Origin of the sequence: Mycoplana azooxidifex (assembly GCF_014196765.1) — a bacterium.
Taxonomy (GTDB): domain Bacteria; phylum Pseudomonadota; class Alphaproteobacteria; order Rhizobiales; family Rhizobiaceae; genus Mycoplana; species Mycoplana azooxidifex.
The window spans coordinates 1-22,420 of sequence record NZ_JACIEE010000005.1; the positions used below are offsets into that span (position 1 = coordinate 1).

The window sequence follows — 22,420 nt, forward strand, 5'->3', positions numbered from 1 at the left end:
CATCTTATGGGTGGTGATAGTCATAATACCAACATTACTCCTACCCACTTAGCTAAGTGGGGGAGCATGTCCGGGCCTTTCGGGGGCCAATTCACGATCTCCCAACAAGATCATCCTGCTCGATCCGAACTACGCCTGCGAGCACACGGGCGTAGACACGCACCCGACCGTCTCCGGTTATCGCCGGCTCGGCCGTTATTGCGCGAAGGCGACTTTGGGGGCGGTCTACGGCGTAGACTACCGACCGATGCTGCCGCGGCGCTCCTGGATGCATGACGCGACACATTTCCGTGTCGAAGTGGAGTTGCCGAAGGCCGCGGCCCTGGTCAAGGACACGAGCGACGCCCTTGTGCAAACCACGGGACTGGGGGCCGGTGCCGGCTTCCGAGCGTGGGACGCATCGGGCGAAGTGACGGTTACAGGTGCTGCGATCGCGGCGGATCATCCCGCTTCGAACGCCGCTTACTCGGGCACGATCGAACTGACCTTCAGCAGCGCGCCCGACGAGGCATCGCTTAGGGTCGTCTATGCCACACGTGCCCCGGATGGTTCCGGCCCTGGGCAAGGCGGTCTAGGCGGCTCGGTCTTTGGCCCGCGCGGCCTGTTCCGCGCCGACGACGGGGTATCCGTCCCCGGTCTGACGGCCCCTACTCATTCCTGGCTCCAGCCTTTCGAGGTCTAAACATGGCAACCATGCGTTATCGCGCAGCAGTCGGCGCGACATTCACCGATACCGTCCCGTACACAGCGGCGGAGCTCGCCTTCTTCAACCACGACAAGACACGGCAGTGGTGGGAAGCGGGCAAGGACAATGGCGATCTTATCGCGTCTACCGATCGCTGGCGTTGCCGGAAGTCCGATCGCGCCATGTGGGCCTATGCTGCGCTCAAGCCGCTGTCGCTCGTCAACGGCGGCCCTGACGGAAAGCCTATTGTAAAGGGGAACGCCACCGGGCTTCCGCCGGACGGCTTGATGTCCGACACCGGGTCATTGGTGGTCAACACCAGTTTCTGCCTGTGGGCGCTCGCAAAGGCCGGAACGAGCGCAGGGGCCGTGCTGATGTCCGCCATAGGGGACGGCGGCGGCGGGCTCGCGCTTCGCTTGCGCTCGGGCAATCTGGTCGAGGCCCGAGCAAGGGTCAACGATACGACGGCGTTCACGCGGATCAGCCAGACGCTGTCGTCGGCGGCGTATCACCTGGTGCAGTTGAACTACGATCACGCCGCAGGGCAGATCTCCGTCTGGGGCGATGGTGCGCTGCTGACAGGTGGCACTCCGTCCAATGGCTTGTTCAGTTACACGCATTCCTTCGCGACGACGCGGGTTTCGGCTTTCGTGGAATACGACACGATCTATGGCGACCTTGATACCCCGGCGCGCAATCTCGAAATCGCATGCATGGGGACGGCGACAGCCACGGCTGCAGATAGCAGCTGGCAGAGCGCATTGCTTGCGATGCTCGATGAGAAATACCCGTCACTGAACCTGCTGTAAGGCTCTTTGAAGTCTTGCAGATGAAAGGATGCCGCACGGATATCACCGGGCGGCCGGGGCGTGGGGACGCCTCGGCGACGGGGATCAACCAGCAAGAAGAATCCCGTCCGACAGCAACAGTACTTAACTGCCGCACCCAGACCCTTTCGGGCGGGAAAGCTATTAGGTAGTGAGTTTTTAAAAATGGTGAATTTGAAGCCGGTCTCGCCGGTCAATCCTGCCGCACCCTATATTGGCGGCAAACGCATTCTCTCGAAGACCATCATCCGCAAGATCAACGCCACACCGCATGACGGCTATGCCGAGCCCTTCGTCGGCATGGGCGGTGTCTTCCTTCGCCGCACGATGCAGCCACGCATGGAGGCGATCAACGACATCAGCGGCGACGTTGCGAACCTGTTTCGCATCCTCCAGCGGCACTACCCGCAGTTCATGGAGACGCTGCGCTTCCAGATAACCAGCCGGCGTGAATACGAGCGCCTGGTCAAAACCGATCCGACCACGCTCACCGATCTGGAACGCGCAGCGCGCTTCCTCTACCTGCAGCGCTTGGCCTTCGGCGGGAAGGTCTCAGGCCGCAACTTCGGCGTCGATAAAATCAACGGCGGGCGCTTCAACCTCCTGAAGCTCGCCCCGTTGCTGGAAGACATCCATGAGCGACTTGCCGGCGTCGTGATCGAATGCTTGCCCTGGCAGGCCTTCATCGAGCGGTACGACCGTCCCGGCATGCTGTTCTATCTCGACCCGCCCTATTGGGGTAACGAGGGCGACTACGGCAGCAACGTCTTCGGCCGGCAGGAGTTCGCGGAGATGGCACAGGTGTTGAAGCGTCTGAAAGGCACGTTCATCGTGTCCTTGAACGCGGCTCAAGGCGTCTTCGAGACCTTCAAGGACTTTAACATTGAGGAAGTCGATTGCACCTATTCGGTGAGCGGCCAGGGTAAGAGCAAGGCGGTGAAGGAGGTGCTCATAATCCCGTAAGACTGAGCTAAGCCAAAAAGCGAGATGGGTGACCTGATCTGTCTCCACACTATGGAAAACATAGGAAAGCGCGGGTAGCCCAGTCATCCCTCTTGACCGATCGATACTCGTCCCATGCAATCGTATCCGAACACTGGAGGGAGAATGCTATGGGATCTGATGAAATTGGAGCCTCATTGGGGCTATCGGAAAACAAAGTTTCGGTGAGCGTCAAAAGCCGTTGGCTGTCCGCATACGATCATTTTCTCGGCAGAAAGGTGGAGAAGAAGGGTCTCGAGACTGAAAGGGAAGTCACGACTCACAGAGTGGTAAACACTGCGTTGAACGACGTTATCGCCAAAGCTGCCGCTGTCGCCGGTGACACAATCAATAGAGAGCTGAGCGAGAACCCCGAAGCAGCGCGGCGGATGCTTTCGGGTCTTGCTCGCGCCGTCCGAGGCGTTGATAACCTTGAGAGTGTTCTAAACTATGGCTTGGAGGATTTGTCCCATCGACAGATCCAGAACAACGCTGAAATGGACGTTACGCTCAATGCTGATTTCCTAGAGAGGTTCGAATCTTACGCCGAGCGCGCGAGTACGGAGGAGGCCCGCCTGAAGTGGGGAAGTATTCTCTCCTCCGAAATCCGGAACCCCGGGACCTTCTCCAACCGGGCAATGCGCGTCTTAGACGAAATTGATAAGAGTGATGCTGAACTATTTCAGCAGTTTTGCGCGCACCGACTCGGCGACAACGTGCCTCACTTACTAACGGCATTGACGTCGCACGAGCAAGTCCGTTTGGAACGGGCTGATCTTTTGATCTCGTCGGAACTCTCTTACTATCAAACTTTCAGGGAAGAAAAGCTGCAAGGAAAGAAGATCTGGTTTGCTAATTTCGGCGATTTCGGTCTCAGCATTCCATTTGACATAGATCTGCCGTTCACCAAAAGACGTTTCGATGACAGCCCTCATTTTTTAGACCATGAGGGCGCGCCAAACTTCCGGATCTATTGGCTGTCCCCTGTGGGTCGTGCAGTCGCCTCTCTTATCGATGTGGACGAGCTGACAACCGCAGAGCGGTTCCGATCACTGATTGCGGCGCAAGTGGGTTCGGAAGAGGTTCACTTGCTCAGACGAAATTCAGCTGGGAACGTGTTTGTCTTGTGATCGCGGCGTGGGACGTCGTCGGATGGGACCTTCAAGGAATTCAGGATCGAGGAAGTCGACTGCACCTATTCGGTCAGCGGCCGCGGTCAGAGCAAGGCGGTGAAGGTGGTTTTGATCTCCGCTTGATCGAGGAGCCCAGACAGAGAGAAGCCCCGCTGGGGGAGCGGGGCCCTGTCTCACCAACTTGTCGCAAGGCGTTGCCAGCGTCTCCCGAGTGCAACATGCCGGCGTGTCTTCAGTTTACCTTTTTCCGCGTCTAGGCTCTACCGCGCGGCGGTTGTCCTAGGCGTTCAAGGGTCTGCAGATAGTTCGGCCACCCGCCCTGATGTGTTGTGATGCCGCCTTTGGCCGGCAGCGACAGTCCTCGAAACGCTCGCATCCTCGGTACATGCTGACCGTGCTGCATATGCGACAGGGCGGATTTCGCCCTAGGGAGTGCACTATGTTTCCAATTGGCAAACCCTCAAACTATGGCGCCAACGAGCAAGGCAACTTCACGCCTGAGGGACTTCAAGAGGTTCAAGACGTCTTCGATGCGCTGTTAGAGGAGTGCGGATTGCCTCCGGGATCCGAGGAGGCCACGCGCATGGCCAAGGCGGTGTTCCACTTTTACCAGAGTGGGCAGAGCAACCCGACGGTTATTCGGGAGATGCTCGCACCGGCGTTCAGACGGCCTGGACGGGTCCGGGGGAAGTACGGCCGAAAGAGCAAAGCGCGCCGGGGCCTGTCGGGGAGATTTTGACACCTGTTCCGGAATTTCCATTTTTCCGGTTTCTGCTGTCAAAATTCCGGATTTTCGCGTCCGGCTACAGCGGCTTTGAGAACTATTGAAAACTGTGACTGCGCCTTACTCTGGGAGGAGCTACAGGTGAGTGAATTCAATTTTGTAGAAACCGTCCCAGAAGACCGCATCGGTTTGAATCGACCGAAACTGGTAGCGGAGGAGGGATTCGAACCCCCGACACAAGGATTATGATTCCTCTGCTCTAACCTACTGAGCTACTCCGCCGCCGGGCGAAACGGGAAACTTTGCTTGCGTTTTCCGTTCGGGACGGGCGGCTTATAGGGTGCCTGTCCCCAAAGTGTCAAGCACCGTGTCCGGCAAAAGTGCGCGCCTGCGCAGCGGCTTGTGAATTGGCCCGCCTCAGGCCGCGACCGGGCTGGACAGGATGCGCTTCAGCGCCGCTTCGGCAGAGGATTCGCGCTCCGAACGGGCGATGAAGCCGCCGCCGTAGACGCGCGCGTCCTCGCCCTCGCCCGAATAGAGCGCGCAGGCCTGGCCCGGGGCGACGCCGGCCTCGCCCTCTTCCAGCTCCACGTAGAGGCCACCGTCGTCCCGATGCAGCATCGCCGGGCGCGGCGGGCGGGTCGAGCGCACCTTGGCAAAGCAGGAAAAGCCGTCGGCTGCGACGGCCATGAGCTCGCCGTCGCCGAGCCAGTTGACGTCGCGCAGATAGAGCCGGCGCGTCTCCAGCGCCTCCTTCGGGCCGACGATGACCCGGCGCGAGCGCGCGTCGAGATAGACGACATAGAGCGGCTCGCCGGTGGCAATGCCGATGCCGCGCCGTTGGCCGATCGTATAGTGCAGGATGCCCTCGTGCCGGCCGAGCACGCGGCCGTCGATATGGACGATGTCGCCGCTAAGCGCCGCATTCGGCTTCAGCTTGGCGACGATGTCGGAATACTTGCCCTGCGGGACGAAACAGATGTCCTGGCTGTCGGCCTTCTTGGCGACGACGAGGCCCATCTCCGCGGCGAGCGCGCGCGTCTCGGCCTTGGACAGGTGGCCGAGCGGGAAGCGCAGGTAGTCGATCTGCTCCTGCGTGGTGGCGAAGAGGAAATAGCTCTGGTCGCGCTCGGCATCGACCGGGCGATAGAGCGCACGTCGCGCAGGATCCCGCGATGTCGGATTGGGCCGCGAGCGAATGTAATGGCCGGTCGCCAGCGCATCGGCCCCGAGCTCCTTCGCGGTGGCGAGGAGATCGGCGAACTTGACCGTCTGGTTGCAGGCGACGCAGGGGATCGGCGTCTCGCCGGCGATGTAGCTCTCGGCAAACGGGTTGATCACCGTCTCCCGGAACCGCTTCTCATAGTCGAGCACGTAGTGGGGAATGCCGAGCGTCTCGCAGACGCGGCGCGCATCCTCGATGTCCTGGCCGGCGCAGCACGAACCGGCGCGGTGAACGGCCGCGCCGTGGTCATAGAGCTGCAGCGTGATGCCGAGAACGTCGTAGCCCTCGCGCTTGAGCAGGCCGGCGACGACGGACGAATCCACCCCGCCCGACATGGCGACGACGACGCGCGTATCTTCTGGCTTCCTGTCGAAATCGAGACTGTTCACGCTGTCCATCCGGGGTTGTCCAAGGGGTCATGCCGGGACGCTCAAAAGGCGATCGCTTGCGGCCTACCCTGCCCGCCTGCGGGCACTTGCCGGCGACATATAGAAACTTGCGCCGCCGGGGGCAAGAGAAGGCTTGATTTCGATCGCTCCGGCGGCGCGCGGCAGCGTGATGCGGGGCCTGTGGAAGACAGCTCCGGGCGTCTTCTCGGCGTTGCCCCAGACCAGGTCAGATCAGATCAGCTTCATCCGCATTGCGGACGCAATTGCCTGCATCCGGTTGACCGCACCCAGCTTCTTTGCCGCCGACTTGAAATAGCTTGAGACGGTGTAGGCGGAGATGCCGAGGATGATGGCAATCTCGTCACTGCTCTTGCCCGCGGCGGCCCACCGCAGGCATTCGATCTCGCGGCCCGACAGCTTGTCCTTCACGGCGGGATGGCGGACGAAGGTCTGCTCCAGGCACGCAAACAGCTGTACGGCGGTGAAATAGAGCTGCGCCAGATCGTCCTGGCCGCGCGGCGCCTTCTTGCCGGAAAAGACCATGGCGAAAGGCTCGCCGGCCGTGGCATGCAGCAGGAACGCCAGCGACACGGCAAGCTCGTGCCGGCCGGCGAGCGCGGCTGCGGCGTCCGCCGCCGGGCCCGGCTCCTTCGGCGCCATCAGCGAGTGGTCGCCGAGGAAAGGGCGCTTGGTCTGCGCCACCTCGGCCACCAGCCGGCTCGTGTGATAGATGCCGAGGCCGTCATAGCCGTGTACCAGCTCGGCCGGCCAGCTGCTGATCACGAGGCGTTCGGAAAATCGCCGGCGGTCTCCGTCGGGCAGGCGGGCCACCAGGAAATGGCTGAACCCGAAATGGCTGGCGCAGCGTCGCAGCAGTTGAAGGACCTCGTATTCGGTCCTGACGTCCTCCAGCTGCGCACCCGCAAGGAAGGCGGGCGACCACTGCGGAAATGTTGTTACCTCGTCAGGCTGTCGCATCTCGTGTTTCCAATTGCCACCGCGGTCACAAAGCCGCCTCGACCGCTGCCCGGCCGCAGCCGATGCGTGCGCGGTATCAATCATATGCATGGAAGACTGTGCATTCCCCGAAGACGAAGACACGGATCGACACGACGCATGCATATTTTGCAAGGGCTCTGTGGTCGGATCGAACGGATACCACCCCTGCCTTGCGCGGGGTCTACCAGAAGCAGCAGGAAAATGAAAATAGTCAATTCTCATGGCTGCCCTGCATCCGCGCACCGCCGGCGGCGATGCGGGCCTGTCCTTCGGGTATGTGCCCGAAGCACCTCCGCTACGATGACCGCTCCAATTCTTAGCAAATTGTTACAATGTGCTTAGGCAAATTTTAAATGTGGCGAACTAGAGTCGGTCCATATGGTCTTGTGTGTAGTAGAGAGTCCTATGACCGAATTGATACGACCCCGCGTAAAGTATGTCATCGGCCCCGATGGCAGCCCGCTGACGATCGCCGACCTGCCGCCCGCGAACACGCGGCGCTGGGTGATCCGCCGGAAGGCTGAAGTGGTCGCCGCTGTCCGCGGTGGCTTGCTGAGCCTCGAGGAAGCCTGCGACCGCTATACGCTGACGGTCGAAGAATTCCTGTCCTGGCAGTCCTCGATCAACGATCACGGCCTGGCCGGCCTGCGCACCACGCGCATCCAGCAATACAGACACTGATCCGCCTTTACCGGCAATGAGACTACCCTGCGGCCGCACTCAATGCGGCCGCAGCCGCATTTGCAGGATCCCCGTCATGATGGCCGAGGCTGCATAGAACCAGAGCCCCGGCTGCGTGAACGCCGCGGCCACGCCGGTAGTCTTGGCCGAAAAGATCACGAGCGCCACCAGCACGACATCCATCATCGACCAGCGGGACAGAAGCGGCAGCAGGCGGGCAAGCAGCCGGTCGCGCGCCGCGTTCCCCGGAGGCGTCGTCGCCTCGAAGGCGACCCCGATCAGCTTGACCACCGGGAAGACCACCGACAGCAGGCCGACGAGCACGGCGAGCATCCGGTTTTCCTGCAACCAGAGCGAAGCGATGATGCCGAGCAGCGAGGGTGCCTCGGTGAAGAAATAGAGCTTCTCGAACAGCACCAGCGGCAAAACCATCCCGAATCCGAGCGATACGGCGGAGAGGACAAGGAGTGCGGGAACGACCAGTGCAGCCATGCGTTGCCTCGTTTCGGTTCACGCATCCATAGCATCGCCCGCCCGTCCGTACAGCCGCCGAAGGCGGCAGCCTCCGGATGAAGGTTTGCGCGCCAACAGATTTTTCGGACGAAAGGCTTTGAGCGGCGGCGGAAAGGTCCTACTTCCTCTTCAGATCGTAGGCACGACCGGAGAAGGAACGAAGATGGCAGACATGGACATTCTGGGCGCAGAGAACGGCTCGCACGGGCGCTACTCCGTCACCGTCGACGGCCACGAGGCGGAGATGACCTATTCCCGCGCCTCGCCGCATCTCGTCATCGTCGACCACACCGCCGTTCCCGACGCGCTGCGGGGACGCGGGGTCGGCCAGGCGCTCGCCCTTCACGCCGTGGAACAGGCGCGCGCCGGCGGCTGGAAGATCATCCCGCTCTGCCCGTTCATGCGCGCCCAGGCCGTGCGGCACCCGGAATGGAACGACGTCGTCAACGTCTGACGACGCGCCCTCCGGAGCGAAGACGCAAAAGAAGAGCCCTCATGACCGGCCGATATCGCGGTCATGAGGGCTCTTCCTGCAAGCGGCATCGCCGGCGCTCAAGGCGCGGCGTCCATCCTGTGTTCCGGCCCCTGCGTTCCGGCGCCAGTCAGGCGCGGATACGAATCGCGTTGTCGCGCTCTTCCAGGGCGGCTGCCTTGGAGAATTCGGCCTCGGCTTCCTCCAGGGAGAGTTCGGCTGCGTCCTGCTGTACCTTCAGCTCGCGAATGGAGACCAGAAGGTTGTCGGCACGCTGCCGCGCGGCCTTGGCGAAGGTCGGATAGGCGAAATGGTGGGGGTCTGAGATCCCCGACTTCTTTTCTTCGATGGCGATCTGGCTTTCCAGTTCCTTCGACATCCGTTCAAACTCGGACATCATCATCTGTAACTGGCTCAGCTGCCGCCTCTTTTCTTTCACCTGGAATTCCTTCAGGCGAACAAGGCTCTCACGTGACTTCATACGCAATACTCCCGTGGATAGCGAGACCCCGGTATCGGGCGGGCAGCACGCGACATGCGCGACGCCCGACCACACAAGCTAAAGGCATGCTTCGCGTGATACCCATGCGCGAAGCAGGCCGACATATTCGCCCCTGACCGGCTGAACGAGCCGGTCCTTACAAAAAATTCCTGCGATATTAACGAATCCCTACCGCTGGTAACCTTTCGTTTACGGGCATCGTTAATCATAGGCGTCATGATTTAAGGGTCGGTAAATGCAAAACCCAAAATGCCGTAAGCCTTGTAATCACGAGTCGAAAGAGTCGCTTAGCGCAATTTCCTCACAATGAACGTGAGGTGTGGGCTTTGAAATTTCGATACGAATTCAGGGAGCTGCCAAAATTATTTAACAACTTCGATCCATCTTGCCAGAGTGAATCAGAATTTGTTAACCATTCGATGGCAGCCTCAAATCAGGCAACGACTGGATCCGTATCGCGTAGAGGGGCCAGGACACCTTTGAGCGGCGGAAAAGGGGACATAAATGCGCGTACTACTCATTGAAGACGACAGCGCCACAGCGCAGAGCATCGAACTGATGCTCAAATCGGAAAGTTTCAATGTCTATACGACCGATCTGGGCGAAGAAGGCGTCGATCTCGGCAAGCTGTACGACTACGACATCATCCTTCTCGACCTGAACCTTCCGGACATGTCCGGCTATGAAGTTCTTCGCACGTTGCGGCTGGCCAAGGTGAAGACGCCGATCCTGATCCTCTCCGGCATGGCCGGCATCGAGGACAAGGTGCGCGGCCTCGGTTTCGGCGCCGACGACTACATGACCAAGCCCTTCCACAAGGACGAACTCGTGGCCCGCATCCACGCCATCGTCCGCCGCTCCAAGGGCCACGCCCAGTCGGTCATCTCCACCGGTGAACTGATCGTCAACCTCGACGCCAAGACGGTCGAAGTCGGCGGCCAGCGGGTCCACCTGACCGGCAAGGAATACCAGATGCTCGAGCTGCTCTCGCTGCGCAAGGGCACGACGCTGACGAAGGAAATGTTCCTCAACCACCTCTATGGCGGCATGGACGAACCGGAACTGAAGATCATCGACGTCTTCATCTGCAAGCTTCGCAAGAAGCTCGCAAATGCAGCCGGCGGCGCCAACTACATCGAGACGGTCTGGGGCCGCGGCTACGTGTTGCGCGAGCCCGAAGGCGACTACGCCGAAAGCGCCTGATAACGGCCTGCCCTTTCCACCGCCCACCGACGAAACCCGCCCTTGCCGGCGGGTTTTTCTTTGCCTGGCCATCGTGGGAGGATAGGGATACCGACAAAAACGAAAAACGCGACAGCGAGGGCGCTGCCGCGTCGTGGATCTGAAAACTCTGTCGCCAGGCCGGTCGGCGCGTCAGGCGGCGATCGAGAGGTTGGCGAACACGTTAGTGAGGATCTTGCGATCGAACGGCTTCAGCAGGAAGTCGTCCGCCCCTGCCCGCTTGCCCATCATCATCTTCCGCAGGTCGGCCTCGACCACGCAATAGAAGATGCGGACGGTGTCGCCCTTGGGCAGCATGCGGATGTTGCCGATGAGTTCGAGCGCGCCGTCCATCGTCGAATCCACGATCACGACATTGGGAAGGTCGGCCTCGCAGCGGACGAGCGCTTCGAGCGAGTTCGATGCTTCGAGCACGAGATAGTCGAGGCCCGACAGGATCCTCTTTCCGACCTTGCGGACGACATCCGAGCCATCCGCAATCATGATGCGACGCATGACCTGCTCCAGTTCCCCGGCCACACGAGCGGCCGATTATGAAGCAAGTGTAGCCTTGCCTGGCAAACAAATGGTTACCGTTCGGCCGTCAGTGTCTTTCAAGAGTTCAGGCGGCCATCTTGGCAACGAAGGTGATCTCTTCTGCCGAGGCGATCACGTCCAGCTTCATCCCCGCTTCGTCCGCAAGCAGCACGGTGTAGTAGGGCTGGATGGAATGGGCGTCGACGGCTTCCTCGAGCTGGCCGGAGAGCATTTCGGCGAACTTCGGCGGAACGCGCAGCATGCGGCCCTTCGCCGTCAGGCGGAACTCGGCGTCGAGGTCGGGCCGCTCCAGCGTGATGTCAACCGAGCCGCCGCGCGGGATGGCGCTATAGGCGACGAGAAACAGGTTCAGGAGCAGCTTCACGCGGTTCTTGGCGACGATCGCCCTCGGACCGCTCCATGTGATCTCGGTCTTCTTTTCGGCAATGGCGAAATCACGGGCGGCCTTCTCGGCCTCTCCCGTGTCGATCGAGGCACCCACCGAACCCGAGGCGCCGAAGGCGAGCCGGGCGAACTTCAGCCTGACCGAGGCGTTCAGCGCGCTGGTGCGGATAAGGTCCATAGCGTCCTCGTCGGCGCCACCCTCGTCAAGCAGTTCCAGTCCGTTGTTGATCGCACCGACCGGGGAAATCACATCGTGGCAGACCCGGCTGCAGAGCAGCGCCGCGAGGTCGGGGCCACTCAGGGTGAGGTTCGGATTCTTCGTCATAAAGTTCTCCAAGGACCGCAACCACCGGCATTCCGTTTGCGACCGGCGGGGCGCGCATGTTTCCAATTGCCACTTAGCACGCGTAGGTTGCGCGGAGCAGTTTGAATTAGAAGTCAGCCATAAAGACACCACATTTGGTAAACCGATTGTTAACACGATCCGGTCAAATTGAAATCCATGACAGCGTCCCGAACCATGACGAGGGAAGAGACATGCGTGTTTCGAATTTGACCAGGAGGACGGTCCTGCGCGGTGCGTTCAGCGGCCTCGTTCTAGCCCATCCCGCGCTCTCCTACGCGGCCCAGCCGGCCGGCAGTTCCACCTATTCGGCCCAGGAGATCGTCGACGCCGGCCACGGCTTCTTCGGCTCGACCACCGGCGGCCTCGCCAAGGTGGTGGAGCGGGCCTTCGAGTCCTACGGGCTGCCGAACGGCTACATCCTCGGCCAGGAAGGTTCCGGCGCCTTCGTCGCCGGCCTGACCTATGGCGAAGGCGAGATGAACACGAAGAACGCCGGCAGCCACGCGGTATTCTGGCAGGGCCCGTCGCTCGGCCTCGACTGGGGTGGGCAAGGCAGCCGCACGATGATGCTCGTCTACAATCTGCCCGACGTGAACGCCCTCTACACCCGCTTTGCCGGCGTCTCCGGCGCGGCCTATGTCGTGGCAGGCGTCGGCATGACGGTGCTGACCGAGCAGAACATGGTGATCGTGCCGATCCGGACCGGCATCGGCGCCCGCCTCGGCATCAATGCCGGCTATCTCAAGCTCACCCGCAACCCCACCTGGAATCCGTTCTGAGAGGAGCAAGGCGCGCCATCGGCGCGCCGTCTTGCCACGACAGTCGAAATTGCGCGAGGCCCCTGTGCAACGGGGCCTCGTCGGCTATAGTGACGCTAAAGCATGTCGCGCAAAAGTGTGCTGCGGTTTTGCGACTATGACATGCGCAAAATTAAAGATCTAAAGCGCAGGAGCGAATCTGAAAGATCGCGACGCGCTTTAGGTGATGGGGATGACGGAAGAACGGGACAGGCGTCGTCGTGATTGAATATGCGCTGCTATTCGCCCTCGGCTTTCTTGCGGCCACGCTCGTCGGGCTGATCGTGGCCCCTGCGATCCAGCGTCGCATCGTCGCCTACACGGAAAACCGAATGAAGGCGACCACGCCGCTCAGCCCGCAGGAAGTGCGCGCGCAGACCGACATGGCGCGCGCCGCCTTTGCCGCCGAGAACGCGCGCATGTCGCAGAATCTGGTTCGCGAGCGCGAGAAGGGCACGAGGCTCGCGGTGCAGCACGAGGCGCTCAAGCAGGACATCAGCCGCCTCGCCGCCGAGAATGCCGATCTCAGGACGCAGATCGACGCGATGAGTGTCGATGCCGGCGACCTGCGCTCGGCCATGCGCCACGACGACGAGAAGTATCTTCAGCTCAAGGCACAGCTGGACGCCGCCGCACGGGAGATCCTGCACAAGAAGCGGGAAATCGAGATCCTCAACGCCAATCGCGACCTGATCCAGTCCGATCTCAACGACAACATGATCTCCCTGGCCGCGCGCGAGACCGAAATCGACAACCTCAACAGTCATGTCCAGACCCTGCGCCGCGAGCGCGAGAAGCTGCTTGCCGGACTGCAGGCCGCGCAGGTGAGCCTCAAGGAGACGACGCAGAGGCTTTCGCGCGAGGAGGGCCGCTCCCGCCAGCTAGAAGAGAAGCTGGCGCGCGATCAGAGCCAGAGCGCCGGCAAGCTCGCAACGCTCGAGCGTCGCCTCGCCGAGACCGGCCGGCCGCGCGAAAAGGCGAAGAGCGCCCCGTCCGGGACGCGGATGCCCCCACGGACCGGCCAGACGGCCGAGATGACGCCGCTGCTTGCCTCCCGGCCAGAAACGCCGCTGCTCGCCCACGCAAACGGCCACGAGCCCGCACCGGCCGAGCGTGACATCGACATTCATGCCATCGAGGCGGATGTGCGCGACCGGAGCGCTGCGATCACCCAGCGCCTGTCGGATGCACCCACCCTGGAGACGGACGCGGCGCTGCGCGAGGAAATGGCTGACGTCGCGGCAAAAATGATCGTTCTGACCGATGCACGCGAGGGTGCCGCCTCGCCGATCCGCAGCCTGCTGGACCAGGCGCCTCCATCCGATCCCCGCCGGCTCAGCCTCGCCCAGCGCGCCAAGGACATGTTGCCGCCGCGGGAATGAGCAGGCGCCGGCCGCTGCCGCGATCCCGCGCGGCAAGTCAGCCGATCCGCCCCTTGGCGAGCGCCATCTGGTAGAGCGCCACGCCGCTTGCGGTCGCGACGTTGAGGCTGTCGAGCCCCGGCTTCTGCGGCACGCGCGCGGTGTGGAACCGCGACAGGATCGCCGCCGGCAGGCCTTCGCCCTCCGTGCCCGCCACCAGCGCCAGCCGCTCCGACGGCACGATACTTCCGATCGCCGCCTCGCCCCGCGGCGACAGCGCCCAGATCTCGAAGCCTGCGCCGGAGAGCCCTTCCAGCATGCCCTGCGCGCTTCCCCCTCGTGTAAAGGGAACGCTGAGGACGGCGCCGACCGAGACCCGTATCGCCTTGCGGTAGAGCGGGTCGCAGCAGGTCTCGTCGAGCAGGATCGCATCCACGCCGAAAGCCGCCGCGTTGCGGAAGAGCGAGCCCATGTTGTCGTGGTTGGAGATGCCGCAGCCCGCCAGCACGAGGCTGTCCGAAGGCAGCGACGCGATCAGCGCGCCGGCGGCCTGAGCCGCCTCGCGCCGCCCGATGGCGACGACGCCCCGGTGCATGTCGAAGCCCGCGATCGTGTTGAACACCGCCCTGTCGGCCACATGCACGGGAACGTCCGCGGGCAGGCTGTCGAGAATTCCGGCGATGCCCGCAAGACGGTTTTCCAGGACCAGCACCGATTCCGCCCGAAAGCGCCCGTCCGCTGCATGCGACGCAGCCAGCATCCTGAGCACCACCGTTCCCTCGGCGACGAAGCGCCCTTCCCGTCCCACCAGGTCGCGCTCCCGGATCGAGCGGAACGCGGCAATCCGCGGGTCGTCGGCATCGGCAATCCGGATCGGTGCGCCGGCCACCAGGCGCCCTACCGGCCGTTGACGTCGATGTCGGCCACGATACGGCCGGCAGCGATATCGAACAGGATCGCCTTGCGCGCGCCGTCGGCGAGCACGCCGTAGAACAGGATCTGGCCGCCGGATTGCGAGACGGAAGCGACGGTGAAACCGTCCGGCAGCGTCACCACGCCGGCAAGCGGCGCATCGCTCGGAACCGCAAGGCCGGCAGACAGCGTGCTTTCGGGCTTGCCATCCGTCCGCGTCACCTTATAGACAATGGCCGCAAGCACCGCCATGAACATGACGAGCATGATGCCACCGGAGACGAGCTGCAGGCGAACCATCTTGCGCCGGACGTTCTCCATCGCGGGATCGAGCGGCTTGTCTTCCTGTTCATCTGCATCGAATTTCGACATGGGCGGTAGCGTCTCCGACAATCAGGACAATCTTTGAATGAGCGCCCCCTTTAAACAAGCAGACGACACAAGGAAAGTCCTGACCGCCGGCGAGGACGCAACAGGCCGGCTGGACGCCTGGCTGGCCGACGCGCTCGGCGGCGAACATTCGCGCAGCCGCCTCAAGGCGCTGATCGAGCAGGGCGCCGTCAGCGTCAACGGCACGGCCATTACCGAGCCGAAGAAGAAGGTGCATCCCGGCGACGAAATCGTCATCGAACTGCCACAGCCGGAGGATCCGGAGCCGCAGGGCGAGGATATCCCGCTCGAAGTCCTCCACGAGGACGAGGACCTGATCGTCATCCTCAAGCCGGCCGGCCTCGTTGTGCATCCCGGCGCCGGCAACTGGACGGGCACGCTCGTCAACGCCCTGATCCACCATTGCGGCACGAGCCTTTCGGGGATCGGCGGGGTGAAGCGCCCCGGCATCGTCCACCGCCTCGACAAGGAGACGAGCGGCGTCATGGTCGCCGCCAAGAACGACGCCGCCCATCGCCATCTCTCCGCCCAGTTCGCCGACCATGGCCGCAGCGGCCCGCTGGAACGCGCCTACAAGGCCGTCGTCTGGGGTCGCCCGCGCCATCTGCGCGGCACGATCGACGCCCCGCTCGGCCGCGCCGGCGACCGCACCAAGCGGGCGGTGAAGCGCGAGGAGAGCGAAGACGCCCGCGAGGCGATCACGCATTACGAGGTGGTCGAGCGCTATGGCGAAAAGCCGGACGCGACCTGCCTCGCCTCGCTGGTCGAGTGCCAGCTGGAAACCGGGCGTACCCACCAGATCCGCGTGCACATGGCCCATATCGGCCACCCGCTGATCGGCGACCCCGAATACGGCGCCGCCTTCAAGACCAAGGCCAACCTCCTGCCGGAGGAGGCGCGCGCGGTGGTCAACGCGTTCCACCGCCAGGCGCTGCACGCCCACCTGCTGGCCTTCGAGCACCCGCGCACCGGCGAGGTGATGGAGTTCGAGGCGCCCATGCCGGCCGACCTGCAGCACCTGGTCGAAGCCCTGCGCAAATAGGCCAGCCTCCCGCAACGGCAACGCTGCCCTCGCCCGCCGGTGGGGACTGCTCGTCGTGCATTGCCCGGAGCCGCCGCGGCCTGCAGTAGTCCTCTCGCGTCCCCTCCTTCGCGCCGAAATATGTTCGGTAACGTTCGCAACAGAACGAGGAGATCCGTAGAGCATCCAAAAATATTCTGTGTCGAATCAATCGAATAGAAGAGTATCTCTATTCATGATTGCAGTTGTATTCGACAACTAAGAAGAGAAACAAACTTTTGCTTTATTTTTTGACTTTGCTGCATCGCAATATTCAATGGTTGAAATCAGGGTGCGAGGTGTTTTCGAACACCTTTTGGCGACGATTGCCTGGACAAGCAGTTGTCGGCGCCTGAACACCGCAACGGATACGGGTGACTGGCAAGAAATGAACGCGCTGCTCCGCAAATTCATTTTCAACGATCTGCAGACCGTCGAAGGTTATATCGACCCGCCCGATGCGCTCGTCTTTCTCTCCCTGCTGCAGGCGCAGAAAAACGGAGGCATGGGTGGTGGCATTGCCGAGATCGGCGTGTTCTACGGCCGCTCCTACTACCTGATGAAGAAGATCGTCGGCGATGCCGACAGGATCCTCGCCATCGATCTCTTCGACCTGGGCGAAGATTCCATCGGCAAGCCGACGCAGTACCAGCGCTTTCTCGACTACGGCAGGCGCCTGGGGCTCTCGGTCGACGAGGACCTGATCATCAAGGGCGACAGCACCGGCTTGAGGCCCTCCGACATCACCGACAGGATCGGCCGGACGCGCTTCTTCAGCATCGACGGCGGCCACATGCTCGAACATGTCGTCTCCGACACGGCACTTGCGACCGACACGCTCGAAGAGCACGGCATCATCGCCTTCGACGACACCTTCAACCCCGCCTGGCCGGAGGTGACGGTGGGCGTCGCCGACTTCCTGCGCGAAAGGAAGGACACGTTTACGGCCTTCTGCATGACCAAGTACAAGACCTATGTCTGCCGCCGGGAATACCACGACTTCTACTACCGTGCGATCAGCGACGCACCGGACCTTGCCGCCTTCCGTCACGTCGATACGCAGTTCCTCGGCTCGAAGACGGCGCGATTGCACAATCCGATGGGCCGGCGCATGGTCTATGAACTGATGGTGCATGCCGGCATGCGCGGTCTTTCCGAGCGCGTCTACCGTTGAACGAGGCGGCTTGCATCATTACGCATTTGTAATGTTGTAACGCCATCGTGATGCCTTGAATCACCCTTTCGCCGCACTTATTTGATAGCTGGGTTGGTGCGGGGTCGGAGAAGGCCCGCGCCATTTCGGCTTGCCTTTCAGCATGCTTCGCAAGATCCTCAGAGGGAGCCGACTAAGATCGGAAAGGGGTGCTCTATGGCCCGCAATACATTGCCGTCTATTACCGCCGGAGAAGGCGGTCTCAATCGATATCTCGACGAAATCCGTAAGTTTCCGATGCTTGAGCCGCAGCAGGAGTATATGCTCGCCAAGCGCTACCAGGAACATGACGACCGCGGTGCCGCGCACCAGTTGGTGACGAGCCATCTGCGCCTCGTGGCCAAGATTGCCATGGGCTATCGCGGCTATGGCCTGCCGATCGGCGAAGTCATCTCCGAGGGCAATGTCGGCCTGATGCAGGCGGTCAAGAAGTTCGACCCCGAGCGCGGCTTCCGGCTGGCCACCTATGCGATGTGGTGGATCAAGGCTTCGATCCAGGAATATATCCTGCGGTCCTGGTCGCTGGTGAAGATGGGCACGACCGCAAACCAGAAGCGGCTGTTCTTCAACCTCCGCCGCATGAAGGGCAAGATCCAGGCCATCGAGGATGGCGACCTGCGACCCGACCAGGTCGCCGAGATCGCTACCAAGCTGCAGGTGTCCGAAGCGGAAGTCGTGTCGATGAACCGGCGCCTGTCCGGCGACGCCTCGCTGAACGCGCCGATCAAGGCCAGCGAAGGCGACTCCGGCCAATGGCAGGATTGGCTCGTCGACGACCGCGAAAGCCAGGAAGAGACGCTGATCGAGCAGGACGAACTGGAAACCCGCCGCGCGATGCTGTCACGCGCCATGGGCGTCCTGAACGACCGCGAACGGCGCATCTTCGAGGCTCGGCGACTGTCCGAGGATCCGGTCACGCTGGAAGAGCTCTCCACCGAGTTCGACATCAGCCGCGAGCGCGTCCGCCAGATCGAGGTCCGCGCCTTCGAGAAGGTGCAGGAAGCCGTGGTCAAGTTCGCCGCCGAACAGGCCAACGCCGTCCGCGTGATCGAGCAGGCCTGACAAAGGCCCACGCCGACGCCGCATAATTTCCGGCCCGCCCGATCCCGCATCGGGCGGGCCGATCCGTTTTGGGGATGACGCGCCTCCCATCCTCCCGGCAGCCTCGGCCTGATCCAGGGAAATGCAGGCATGCTCGCATCAGGACTAAGAAAGGAAGAAGGCCCCGCACGCCGTGTGGGGCCTTCTCTCCATGCAATCGGGGAACGCGTGCGTTACTGGCTGTCGGCAGCCGGCCCCAGGGCGGCCCAGGCGTTCATCACATTGTTGAATACCTCCGCACCCGAAGCACCCTTTTCCAGCGTGATCAGCGCACGCCGGCCGTTGCGATAGGTGATCGGAATGTCGATCCAGTCGCGCGTCTTCAGAAGCTCGGTGTTCCGTATGATCGCGTCCGGGAAATCGTTGAGCGCGATCATGTGGAAGTCCTCGGTGATCTTGGCCGGAACGGCGATCAGCGGATCGCCCCGGTCCTGCTCCGTCCGCTTCATCGCCACGCGCTGGACGCTGTCGATGTTGCCGCCCTCGAAGGTCGGCGGCAGGGCAAAGACGATCTCCACCAGATGGCTCGCCGGCAGTGACCGGTCGGCGTTGCGGCGGATCGTCACCTGGGCGGTCAAGCCGTTCGAAGGCGCGTTCAGCTGCGCGCGGATGACTGGCTCCGCCTTGGCGTCGCCGCCGGGCGAATCTTCCCCCTGCGACCAGACGACGGTGCCGTCGATCGCGGTCGGCGCGGACTGGCCGAGGCGCTCCTCGTAGATGAACATCTTCTGCGTGACACCGATCGGCGCCTGCTCGGCGGCAGCCCCCGTTGCAGCCCCCGGTGCAGGCGGCGTGCCGGCGGCCGGCGGCGTGGCCCCTTGCGCAAGGTCGCCCGGCGTAGTTGCCGCCGGGGGCGTTCCGGTCGTAGCCGTCCCGTCTGCCGCCGCGCCGGCGTCCGGACCGGGCCCGCTCACCGGAGCGGTGGAGGCGACCTCGGTCGACTGTTCGGCAACCGACTTGCCCTCCTCGCTTGCGGCCTGGCCCACGACCGGCGCAGGCCCGTCGTCGGCTTCGGTGCCGTCGGGCAGGAGGCGCTGGGTAAATTTGGTGCTGGTGGCGTCAGCGGATGCAACCTGCGTGTCCGGCGTTTGTGCCTGCCCGTCTTCGCCGGCATCGGTATTGCCTGCGGCAGGGGCCGCAGCACCCGGCGCAGGCGCTGGCGGCGCGGTCAGGTCGGCGACCATCCCGTCGACCGCATCCTTGTTCAGCCAGTAGGCGGCACCCGCGCCACCGATCACGGCAAGGGCGGCGACGACGGCGGCAATCCTGCCGACGCTGATGCGACGCTTGCGCGGCTCCGCGCGGAACGACCGCTGGCCGCTGCGAACAGCCGCCGGCGCTGGATCGGTCGTGGCGACGCCGTCCTCGGCCGGCTGCGGGCCGGTCGCTTCATCGGCCTTGGGCTGGTAGCCGATCAGGTCCTCCAGATCGCCCCAGGCGCTGTCTGCGGGCTTCTTTGGCTCGCGGGCCGGGTCCGCGGCCGGCTCGGGCGAGCGGGCATCCTCCGGCCACGTCCATTCCGGCGACAGCTCGGCGGAGACGTCGGGCGTGGCGGCCTTCGTGGGCTCGCCGAGGTCCGGCTCGTTGCCGAGCCCGTCCTCCTTCTCGGGTGGAATCTGCGTGTCCGTCCACTCCCACTCGGGCGACGTGGCCGGCATGCCGAGCGAGGCCTCGATCGGCGCAGGCGGGTCCACCCGCTCCGGGTGCCATGAGGCTTCGTCCTCCTGCGCAGGGGTCTGCGCGTGCTCGACGAAGGCCGTGTGGTCGTAGGCGGGATCGTCCACCGGCTCCAGGCCGATGAAAGGGGGATTGTCGGCCGGGACCGGCTCGTCCGCGGCATCCGGATGGGAGCCCTCGTCGCTCGAAGCGAACGCCGGCGAGGCTTCGCTCTCTACCTGTTGCGGCGACCACGCATGCTCGGGCTCAGACTCAGGCTCGACCGTCGGGGACACTGGCTCGTCTGCGTCCCGGTGATAATCGGATTCGGCCGCGACAGGCTCAGGCGCCTCGTCGACGAAGCCGGTTTCGCCTGCCGAATGCCCGACCACGGGCTCTTCTTCGACAGGTGCCTCGACCGGAGGCTCCTCGACGGCTGGCTCAGGGGCGACGGGCTCCTCGGCCCAGCGCTCTTCCGCAGCGGCATCGTCGCGCGCGTACGCGACGGGCTCTTCGACCGACGGCTCCGGAGCCAGCTCTTGCGACTCGGGCTCAGGCTCTGGCTCGGGGAATGGAACCGTAGCCGCAGCCTCGGCGGGCTCCTCGACCAGCAGATCCTCGACCAGCGGCTCCTCCGCCGGCAGCGCTTCGGCGTGTTCGTCCTCCACCGAGGAAATCGCGGCCTCGAGCTTGTCGAGCTGGCGCTGGACGAGGTCGTCCGACGGGCGCGGGTTCATGGCCTCGAGCTGCCTGCGGACGGCGCCGCGAGCCTTCTCGTAGACCTTGACCCGCATGTCCGGGGAATTGTCCGTGAGGCCATCAACGGCCCTACGAATGACTGCTACAAAATCCGCCATAAGAACTTTCTCGTGATCTCCGGCCTTTCGTGGTCGCGAATCCAGCCCGGAACTGTGTCAAATCAAATCTTAGTCCTCGAAGGGATCGGTCACAAGTATGGTGTCGTCGCGTTCCGGGCTGGTGGAAAGCAGCGCCACCGGTGCGCCGATCAGCTCTTCGACCTGGCGGACATACTTGATCGCCTGCGCCGGCAGATCGGCCCACTTGCGCGCGCCGACTGTCGATTCCTTCCATCCTTCCAGGGTGATGTACTTCGCCACGACCCGCGCCTGCTGGCCCTGGCTCGCCGGCAGGTGGTCGATCTCCTCGCCGTCGAGCGTATAGCCGACGCAGATCTTCAGTTCGTCCAGGCCGTCGAGGACGTCGAGCTTGGTGAGCGCAATCCCGGTGATGCCGTTCGTGGCGACCGACTGGCGCACGAGGGCAGCGTCGAACCAGCCGCAGCGGCGCTTGCGGCCCGTCACCGTGCCGAACTCGCGGCCGCGCTCGCCGAGGAACTGGCCGATCTCGTCGGTCAGCTCGGTCGGGAACGGCCCCTCGCCGACGCGCGTCGTATAGGCCTTGGTGATGCCGAGCACGTAGCCGAGCGCCCCCGGACCCATGCCCGAACCCGCAGCCGCCTGGCCCGCGACCGTGTTGGAGGAGGTGACGAAGGGGTAGGTGCCGTGGTCGATATCGAGCAGCGAGCCCTGCGCGCCCTCGAACAGGATGCGTGCGCCGCGACGGCGCTCCTTGTCGAGCATCAGCCAGACGGTATCGCGGAACGGCAGCACGCGATCGGAGACCGACGTCAGCTCCTGCATGATCGTCTCGTGGCTGACCTCGGCCTCACCGAGCCCGCGGCGCAGGGCGTTGTGGTGCGTCAGCAGCCGGTCGACCTTGGCCGACAGCGTTTCCAGGTCGGCGAGATCCATGACGCGGATCGCGCGGCGGCCGACCTTGTCCTCGTAGGCGGGGCCGATGCCGCGGCGGGTCGTGCCGATCTTCACGCCGCCGTTGGACTTGCCGGCCGCATCCTCGCGGATGCCGTCGAGCTCGCGGTGCAGCGACAGGATCAGCGTGGCATTGTCGGCAATGCGCAGGTTTTCCGGGGTGACCGTGACGCCCTGCGCGGCCAGCCTGTCGATCTCCGCGCAAAGCGCATGCGGGTCGACGACGACACCGTTACCGATCACGGCCATCTTGCCCGGGCGGACGACGCCCGAGGGAAGCAGCGACAGCTTGTAGCTGGTCCCGTCGATCACCAGCGTATGCCCGGCATTGTGACCGCCCTGAAAGCGGACCACGATGTCGGCGCGCTCCGAGAGCCAGTCGACAATCTTGCCCTTGCCTTCGTCACCCCATTGGGACCCGATCACCACGACATTGGTCATTTCGCTTATCCTGCCTCTTGCGCGCTTTTCGCGGCACGCACTCTGAAAACCCGCGCATC

22 protein-coding genes and 1 tRNA gene are annotated in these 22,420 nt (G+C 63.3%); 12 read left to right on the forward strand and 11 right to left on the reverse strand.

Annotated elements, in window-relative coordinates:
* Positions 1-268 precede the first annotated feature (268 nt).
* From GGQ64_RS11875 to GGQ64_RS11890, 4 genes are all read left to right on the forward strand, one after another.
* Positions 269-682, forward strand: a complete 414-nt coding sequence (locus tag GGQ64_RS11875) for a hypothetical protein (protein ID WP_183804324.1) — start codon at positions 269-271, stop codon at positions 680-682.
* A 2-nt stretch (positions 683-684) separates the two neighbouring features.
* Positions 685-1,494 (forward strand): hypothetical protein, encoded by an 810-nt coding sequence (locus GGQ64_RS11880; protein WP_183804327.1) that lies wholly within the window; start codon positions 685-687, stop codon positions 1,492-1,494.
* Between the two features lie 183 nt (positions 1,495-1,677).
* Positions 1,678-2,475 (forward strand): DNA adenine methylase, encoded by a 798-nt coding sequence (locus GGQ64_RS11885; protein WP_183804330.1) that lies wholly within the window; start codon positions 1,678-1,680, stop codon positions 2,473-2,475.
* Positions 2,476-2,624: 149 nt separating this feature from the next.
* Positions 2,625-3,623 (forward strand): DUF2806 domain-containing protein, encoded by a 999-nt coding sequence (locus GGQ64_RS11890; protein ID WP_183804333.1) that lies wholly within the window; start codon positions 2,625-2,627, stop codon positions 3,621-3,623.
* Positions 3,624-4,555: 932 nt separating this feature from the next.
* On the opposite strand, the gene GGQ64_RS11895 is transcribed toward GGQ64_RS11890, so the two are convergent.
* The 3 genes from GGQ64_RS11895 to GGQ64_RS11905 form a co-directional block, all read right to left on the reverse strand.
* Positions 4,556-4,632: transfer RNA gene (locus GGQ64_RS11895), tRNA-Met, on the reverse strand.
* Positions 4,633-4,767: 135 nt separating this feature from the next.
* The gene (mnmA, locus tag GGQ64_RS11900) at positions 4,768-5,964 is read right to left on the reverse strand and encodes a tRNA 2-thiouridine(34) synthase MnmA (RefSeq protein WP_183805412.1); all 1,197 of its coding nucleotides are present in this window, start codon (positions 5,962-5,964) and stop codon (positions 4,768-4,770) included.
* 231 nt (positions 5,965-6,195) lie between these two features.
* Positions 6,196-6,942 carry a helix-turn-helix transcriptional regulator gene (locus tag GGQ64_RS11905; protein ID WP_183804336.1) on the reverse strand — a complete coding sequence of 249 codons (747 nt, stop codon included), beginning with the start codon at positions 6,940-6,942 and terminating at the stop codon, positions 6,196-6,198.
* A gap of 426 nt (positions 6,943-7,368) precedes the next feature.
* Between GGQ64_RS11905 and sciP the strand changes: the two genes are divergently transcribed.
* Positions 7,369-7,644, forward strand: coding sequence for a CtrA inhibitor SciP (gene sciP, locus GGQ64_RS11910; RefSeq protein ID WP_183804339.1), 276 nt, complete (start codon positions 7,369-7,371; stop codon positions 7,642-7,644).
* 39 nt (positions 7,645-7,683) lie between these two features.
* On the opposite strand, the gene GGQ64_RS11915 is transcribed toward sciP, so the two are convergent.
* Complete coding sequence (locus GGQ64_RS11915) at positions 7,684-8,136, reverse strand: paraquat-inducible protein A (protein WP_183804342.1); 453 nt, start codon at positions 8,134-8,136, stop codon at positions 7,684-7,686.
* Between the two features lie 193 nt (positions 8,137-8,329).
* Here GGQ64_RS11915 and GGQ64_RS11920 point away from each other — a divergent pair, with 193 nt between their 5' ends.
* Positions 8,330-8,611, forward strand: coding sequence for a GNAT family N-acetyltransferase (locus GGQ64_RS11920; RefSeq protein ID WP_183805414.1), 282 nt, complete (start codon positions 8,330-8,332; stop codon positions 8,609-8,611).
* 148 nt (positions 8,612-8,759) lie between these two features.
* On the opposite strand, the gene GGQ64_RS11925 is transcribed toward GGQ64_RS11920, so the two are convergent.
* Positions 8,760-9,110, reverse strand: coding sequence for a flagellar export protein FliJ (locus tag GGQ64_RS11925; protein ID WP_183804345.1), 351 nt, complete (start codon positions 9,108-9,110; stop codon positions 8,760-8,762).
* Positions 9,111-9,635: 525 nt separating this feature from the next.
* Between GGQ64_RS11925 and ctrA the strand changes: the two genes are divergently transcribed.
* Positions 9,636-10,334, forward strand: coding sequence for a response regulator transcription factor CtrA (ctrA, locus tag GGQ64_RS11930; RefSeq protein WP_183804348.1), 699 nt, complete (start codon positions 9,636-9,638; stop codon positions 10,332-10,334).
* Between the two features lie 171 nt (positions 10,335-10,505).
* Here the strand turns inward: ctrA and GGQ64_RS11935 are convergent, their stop codons facing one another.
* Positions 10,506-10,868 (reverse strand): response regulator, encoded by a 363-nt coding sequence (locus tag GGQ64_RS11935; RefSeq protein ID WP_183804351.1) that lies wholly within the window; start codon positions 10,866-10,868, stop codon positions 10,506-10,508.
* Between the two features lie 106 nt (positions 10,869-10,974).
* Complete coding sequence (chpT, locus tag GGQ64_RS11940) at positions 10,975-11,619, reverse strand: histidine phosphotransferase ChpT (RefSeq protein WP_183804354.1); 645 nt, start codon at positions 11,617-11,619, stop codon at positions 10,975-10,977.
* A gap of 212 nt (positions 11,620-11,831) precedes the next feature.
* On the opposite strand from chpT, the gene GGQ64_RS11945 reads away from it, so the two are divergent.
* Together GGQ64_RS11945 and GGQ64_RS11950 are read left to right on the forward strand one after the other, a co-directional pair.
* The gene (locus tag GGQ64_RS11945) at positions 11,832-12,419 is read left to right on the forward strand and encodes a DUF1134 domain-containing protein (RefSeq protein ID WP_183804357.1); all 588 of its coding nucleotides are present in this window, start codon (positions 11,832-11,834) and stop codon (positions 12,417-12,419) included.
* A 239-nt stretch (positions 12,420-12,658) separates the two neighbouring features.
* A complete protein-coding gene (locus GGQ64_RS11950; protein WP_183804360.1) occupies positions 12,659-13,819 on the forward strand; it encodes a hypothetical protein in 1,161 nt (386 codons plus the stop codon).
* 37 nt (positions 13,820-13,856) lie between these two features.
* On the opposite strand, the gene GGQ64_RS11955 is transcribed toward GGQ64_RS11950, so the two are convergent.
* Positions 13,857-14,690: a TrmH family RNA methyltransferase gene (locus tag GGQ64_RS11955; protein ID WP_183805416.1), complete on the reverse strand. Its 834-nt coding sequence runs from the start codon at positions 14,688-14,690 to the stop codon at positions 13,857-13,859.
* 5 nt (positions 14,691-14,695) lie between these two features.
* Entirely contained in the window at positions 14,696-15,082 is a 387-nt protein-coding gene (locus GGQ64_RS11960; protein WP_183804362.1) for a hypothetical protein, read from the reverse strand.
* A 37-nt stretch (positions 15,083-15,119) separates the two neighbouring features.
* Between GGQ64_RS11960 and GGQ64_RS11965 the strand changes: the two genes are divergently transcribed.
* The 3 genes from GGQ64_RS11965 (at position 15,120) to rpoH (ending at position 18,435) form a co-directional block, all read left to right on the forward strand.
* On the forward strand, positions 15,120-16,142 hold the full coding sequence (locus tag GGQ64_RS11965) for an RluA family pseudouridine synthase (protein ID WP_183804364.1): 1,023 nt from the start codon (positions 15,120-15,122) through the stop codon (positions 16,140-16,142).
* 406 nt (positions 16,143-16,548) lie between these two features.
* On the forward strand, positions 16,549-17,334 hold the full coding sequence (locus GGQ64_RS11970; RefSeq protein ID WP_183804366.1) for a class I SAM-dependent methyltransferase: 786 nt from the start codon (positions 16,549-16,551) through the stop codon (positions 17,332-17,334).
* A 195-nt stretch (positions 17,335-17,529) separates the two neighbouring features.
* Positions 17,530-18,435 (forward strand): RNA polymerase sigma factor RpoH, encoded by a 906-nt coding sequence (gene rpoH, locus GGQ64_RS11975; protein WP_183804368.1) that lies wholly within the window; start codon positions 17,530-17,532, stop codon positions 18,433-18,435.
* A 212-nt stretch (positions 18,436-18,647) separates the two neighbouring features.
* Here the strand turns inward: rpoH and GGQ64_RS11980 are convergent, their stop codons facing one another.
* The gene (locus tag GGQ64_RS11980; protein WP_246422610.1) at positions 18,648-20,924 is read right to left on the reverse strand and encodes a hypothetical protein; all 2,277 of its coding nucleotides are present in this window, start codon (positions 20,922-20,924) and stop codon (positions 18,648-18,650) included.
* Positions 20,925-21,056: 132 nt separating this feature from the next.
* Positions 21,057-22,361 carry an adenylosuccinate synthase gene (locus GGQ64_RS11985; protein WP_183804372.1) on the reverse strand — a complete coding sequence of 435 codons (1,305 nt, stop codon included), beginning with the start codon at positions 22,359-22,361 and terminating at the stop codon, positions 21,057-21,059.
* Positions 22,362-22,420 lie beyond the last annotated feature (59 nt).

What these genes read in the sequence shown, in the direction of transcription:
- ctrA (WP_183804348.1), top strand. Translation starts at nt 9,636, where the DNA reads ATGCGCGTACTACTCATTGAAGACGACAGCGCCACAGCGCAGAGCATC.
- GGQ64_RS11980 (WP_246422610.1), bottom strand. Translation starts at nt 20,924, where the DNA reads ATGCGGGTCAAGGTCTACGAGAAGGCTCGCGGCGCCGTCCGCAGGCAG.
- GGQ64_RS11985 (WP_183804372.1), bottom strand. Translation starts at nt 22,361, where the DNA reads ATGACCAATGTCGTGGTGATCGGGTCCCAATGGGGTGACGAAGGCAAG.
- GGQ64_RS11960 (WP_183804362.1), bottom strand. Translation starts at nt 15,082, where the DNA reads ATGTCGAAATTCGATGCAGATGAACAGGAAGACAAGCCGCTCGATCCC.
- GGQ64_RS11945 (WP_183804357.1), top strand. Translation starts at nt 11,832, where the DNA reads ATGCGTGTTTCGAATTTGACCAGGAGGACGGTCCTGCGCGGTGCGTTC.
- GGQ64_RS11915 (WP_183804342.1), bottom strand. Translation starts at nt 8,136, where the DNA reads ATGGCTGCACTGGTCGTTCCCGCACTCCTTGTCCTCTCCGCCGTATCG.
- GGQ64_RS11875 (WP_183804324.1), top strand. Translation starts at nt 269, where the DNA reads ATGCATGACGCGACACATTTCCGTGTCGAAGTGGAGTTGCCGAAGGCC.
- GGQ64_RS11920 (WP_183805414.1), top strand. Translation starts at nt 8,330, where the DNA reads ATGGACATTCTGGGCGCAGAGAACGGCTCGCACGGGCGCTACTCCGTC.
- rpoH (WP_183804368.1), top strand. Translation starts at nt 17,530, where the DNA reads ATGGCCCGCAATACATTGCCGTCTATTACCGCCGGAGAAGGCGGTCTC.
- GGQ64_RS11935 (WP_183804351.1), bottom strand. Translation starts at nt 10,868, where the DNA reads ATGCGTCGCATCATGATTGCGGATGGCTCGGATGTCGTCCGCAAGGTC.
- GGQ64_RS11890 (WP_183804333.1), top strand. Translation starts at nt 2,625, where the DNA reads ATGGGATCTGATGAAATTGGAGCCTCATTGGGGCTATCGGAAAACAAA.
- sciP (WP_183804339.1), top strand. Translation starts at nt 7,369, where the DNA reads ATGACCGAATTGATACGACCCCGCGTAAAGTATGTCATCGGCCCCGAT.
- GGQ64_RS11965 (WP_183804364.1), top strand. Translation starts at nt 15,120, where the DNA reads ATGAGCGCCCCCTTTAAACAAGCAGACGACACAAGGAAAGTCCTGACC.
- GGQ64_RS11885 (WP_183804330.1), top strand. Translation starts at nt 1,678, where the DNA reads ATGGTGAATTTGAAGCCGGTCTCGCCGGTCAATCCTGCCGCACCCTAT.
- GGQ64_RS11925 (WP_183804345.1), bottom strand. Translation starts at nt 9,110, where the DNA reads ATGAAGTCACGTGAGAGCCTTGTTCGCCTGAAGGAATTCCAGGTGAAA.
- GGQ64_RS11880 (WP_183804327.1), top strand. Translation starts at nt 685, where the DNA reads ATGGCAACCATGCGTTATCGCGCAGCAGTCGGCGCGACATTCACCGAT.
- GGQ64_RS11970 (WP_183804366.1), top strand. Translation starts at nt 16,549, where the DNA reads ATGAACGCGCTGCTCCGCAAATTCATTTTCAACGATCTGCAGACCGTC.
- GGQ64_RS11905 (WP_183804336.1), bottom strand. Translation starts at nt 6,942, where the DNA reads ATGCGACAGCCTGACGAGGTAACAACATTTCCGCAGTGGTCGCCCGCC.
- chpT (WP_183804354.1), bottom strand. Translation starts at nt 11,619, where the DNA reads ATGACGAAGAATCCGAACCTCACCCTGAGTGGCCCCGACCTCGCGGCG.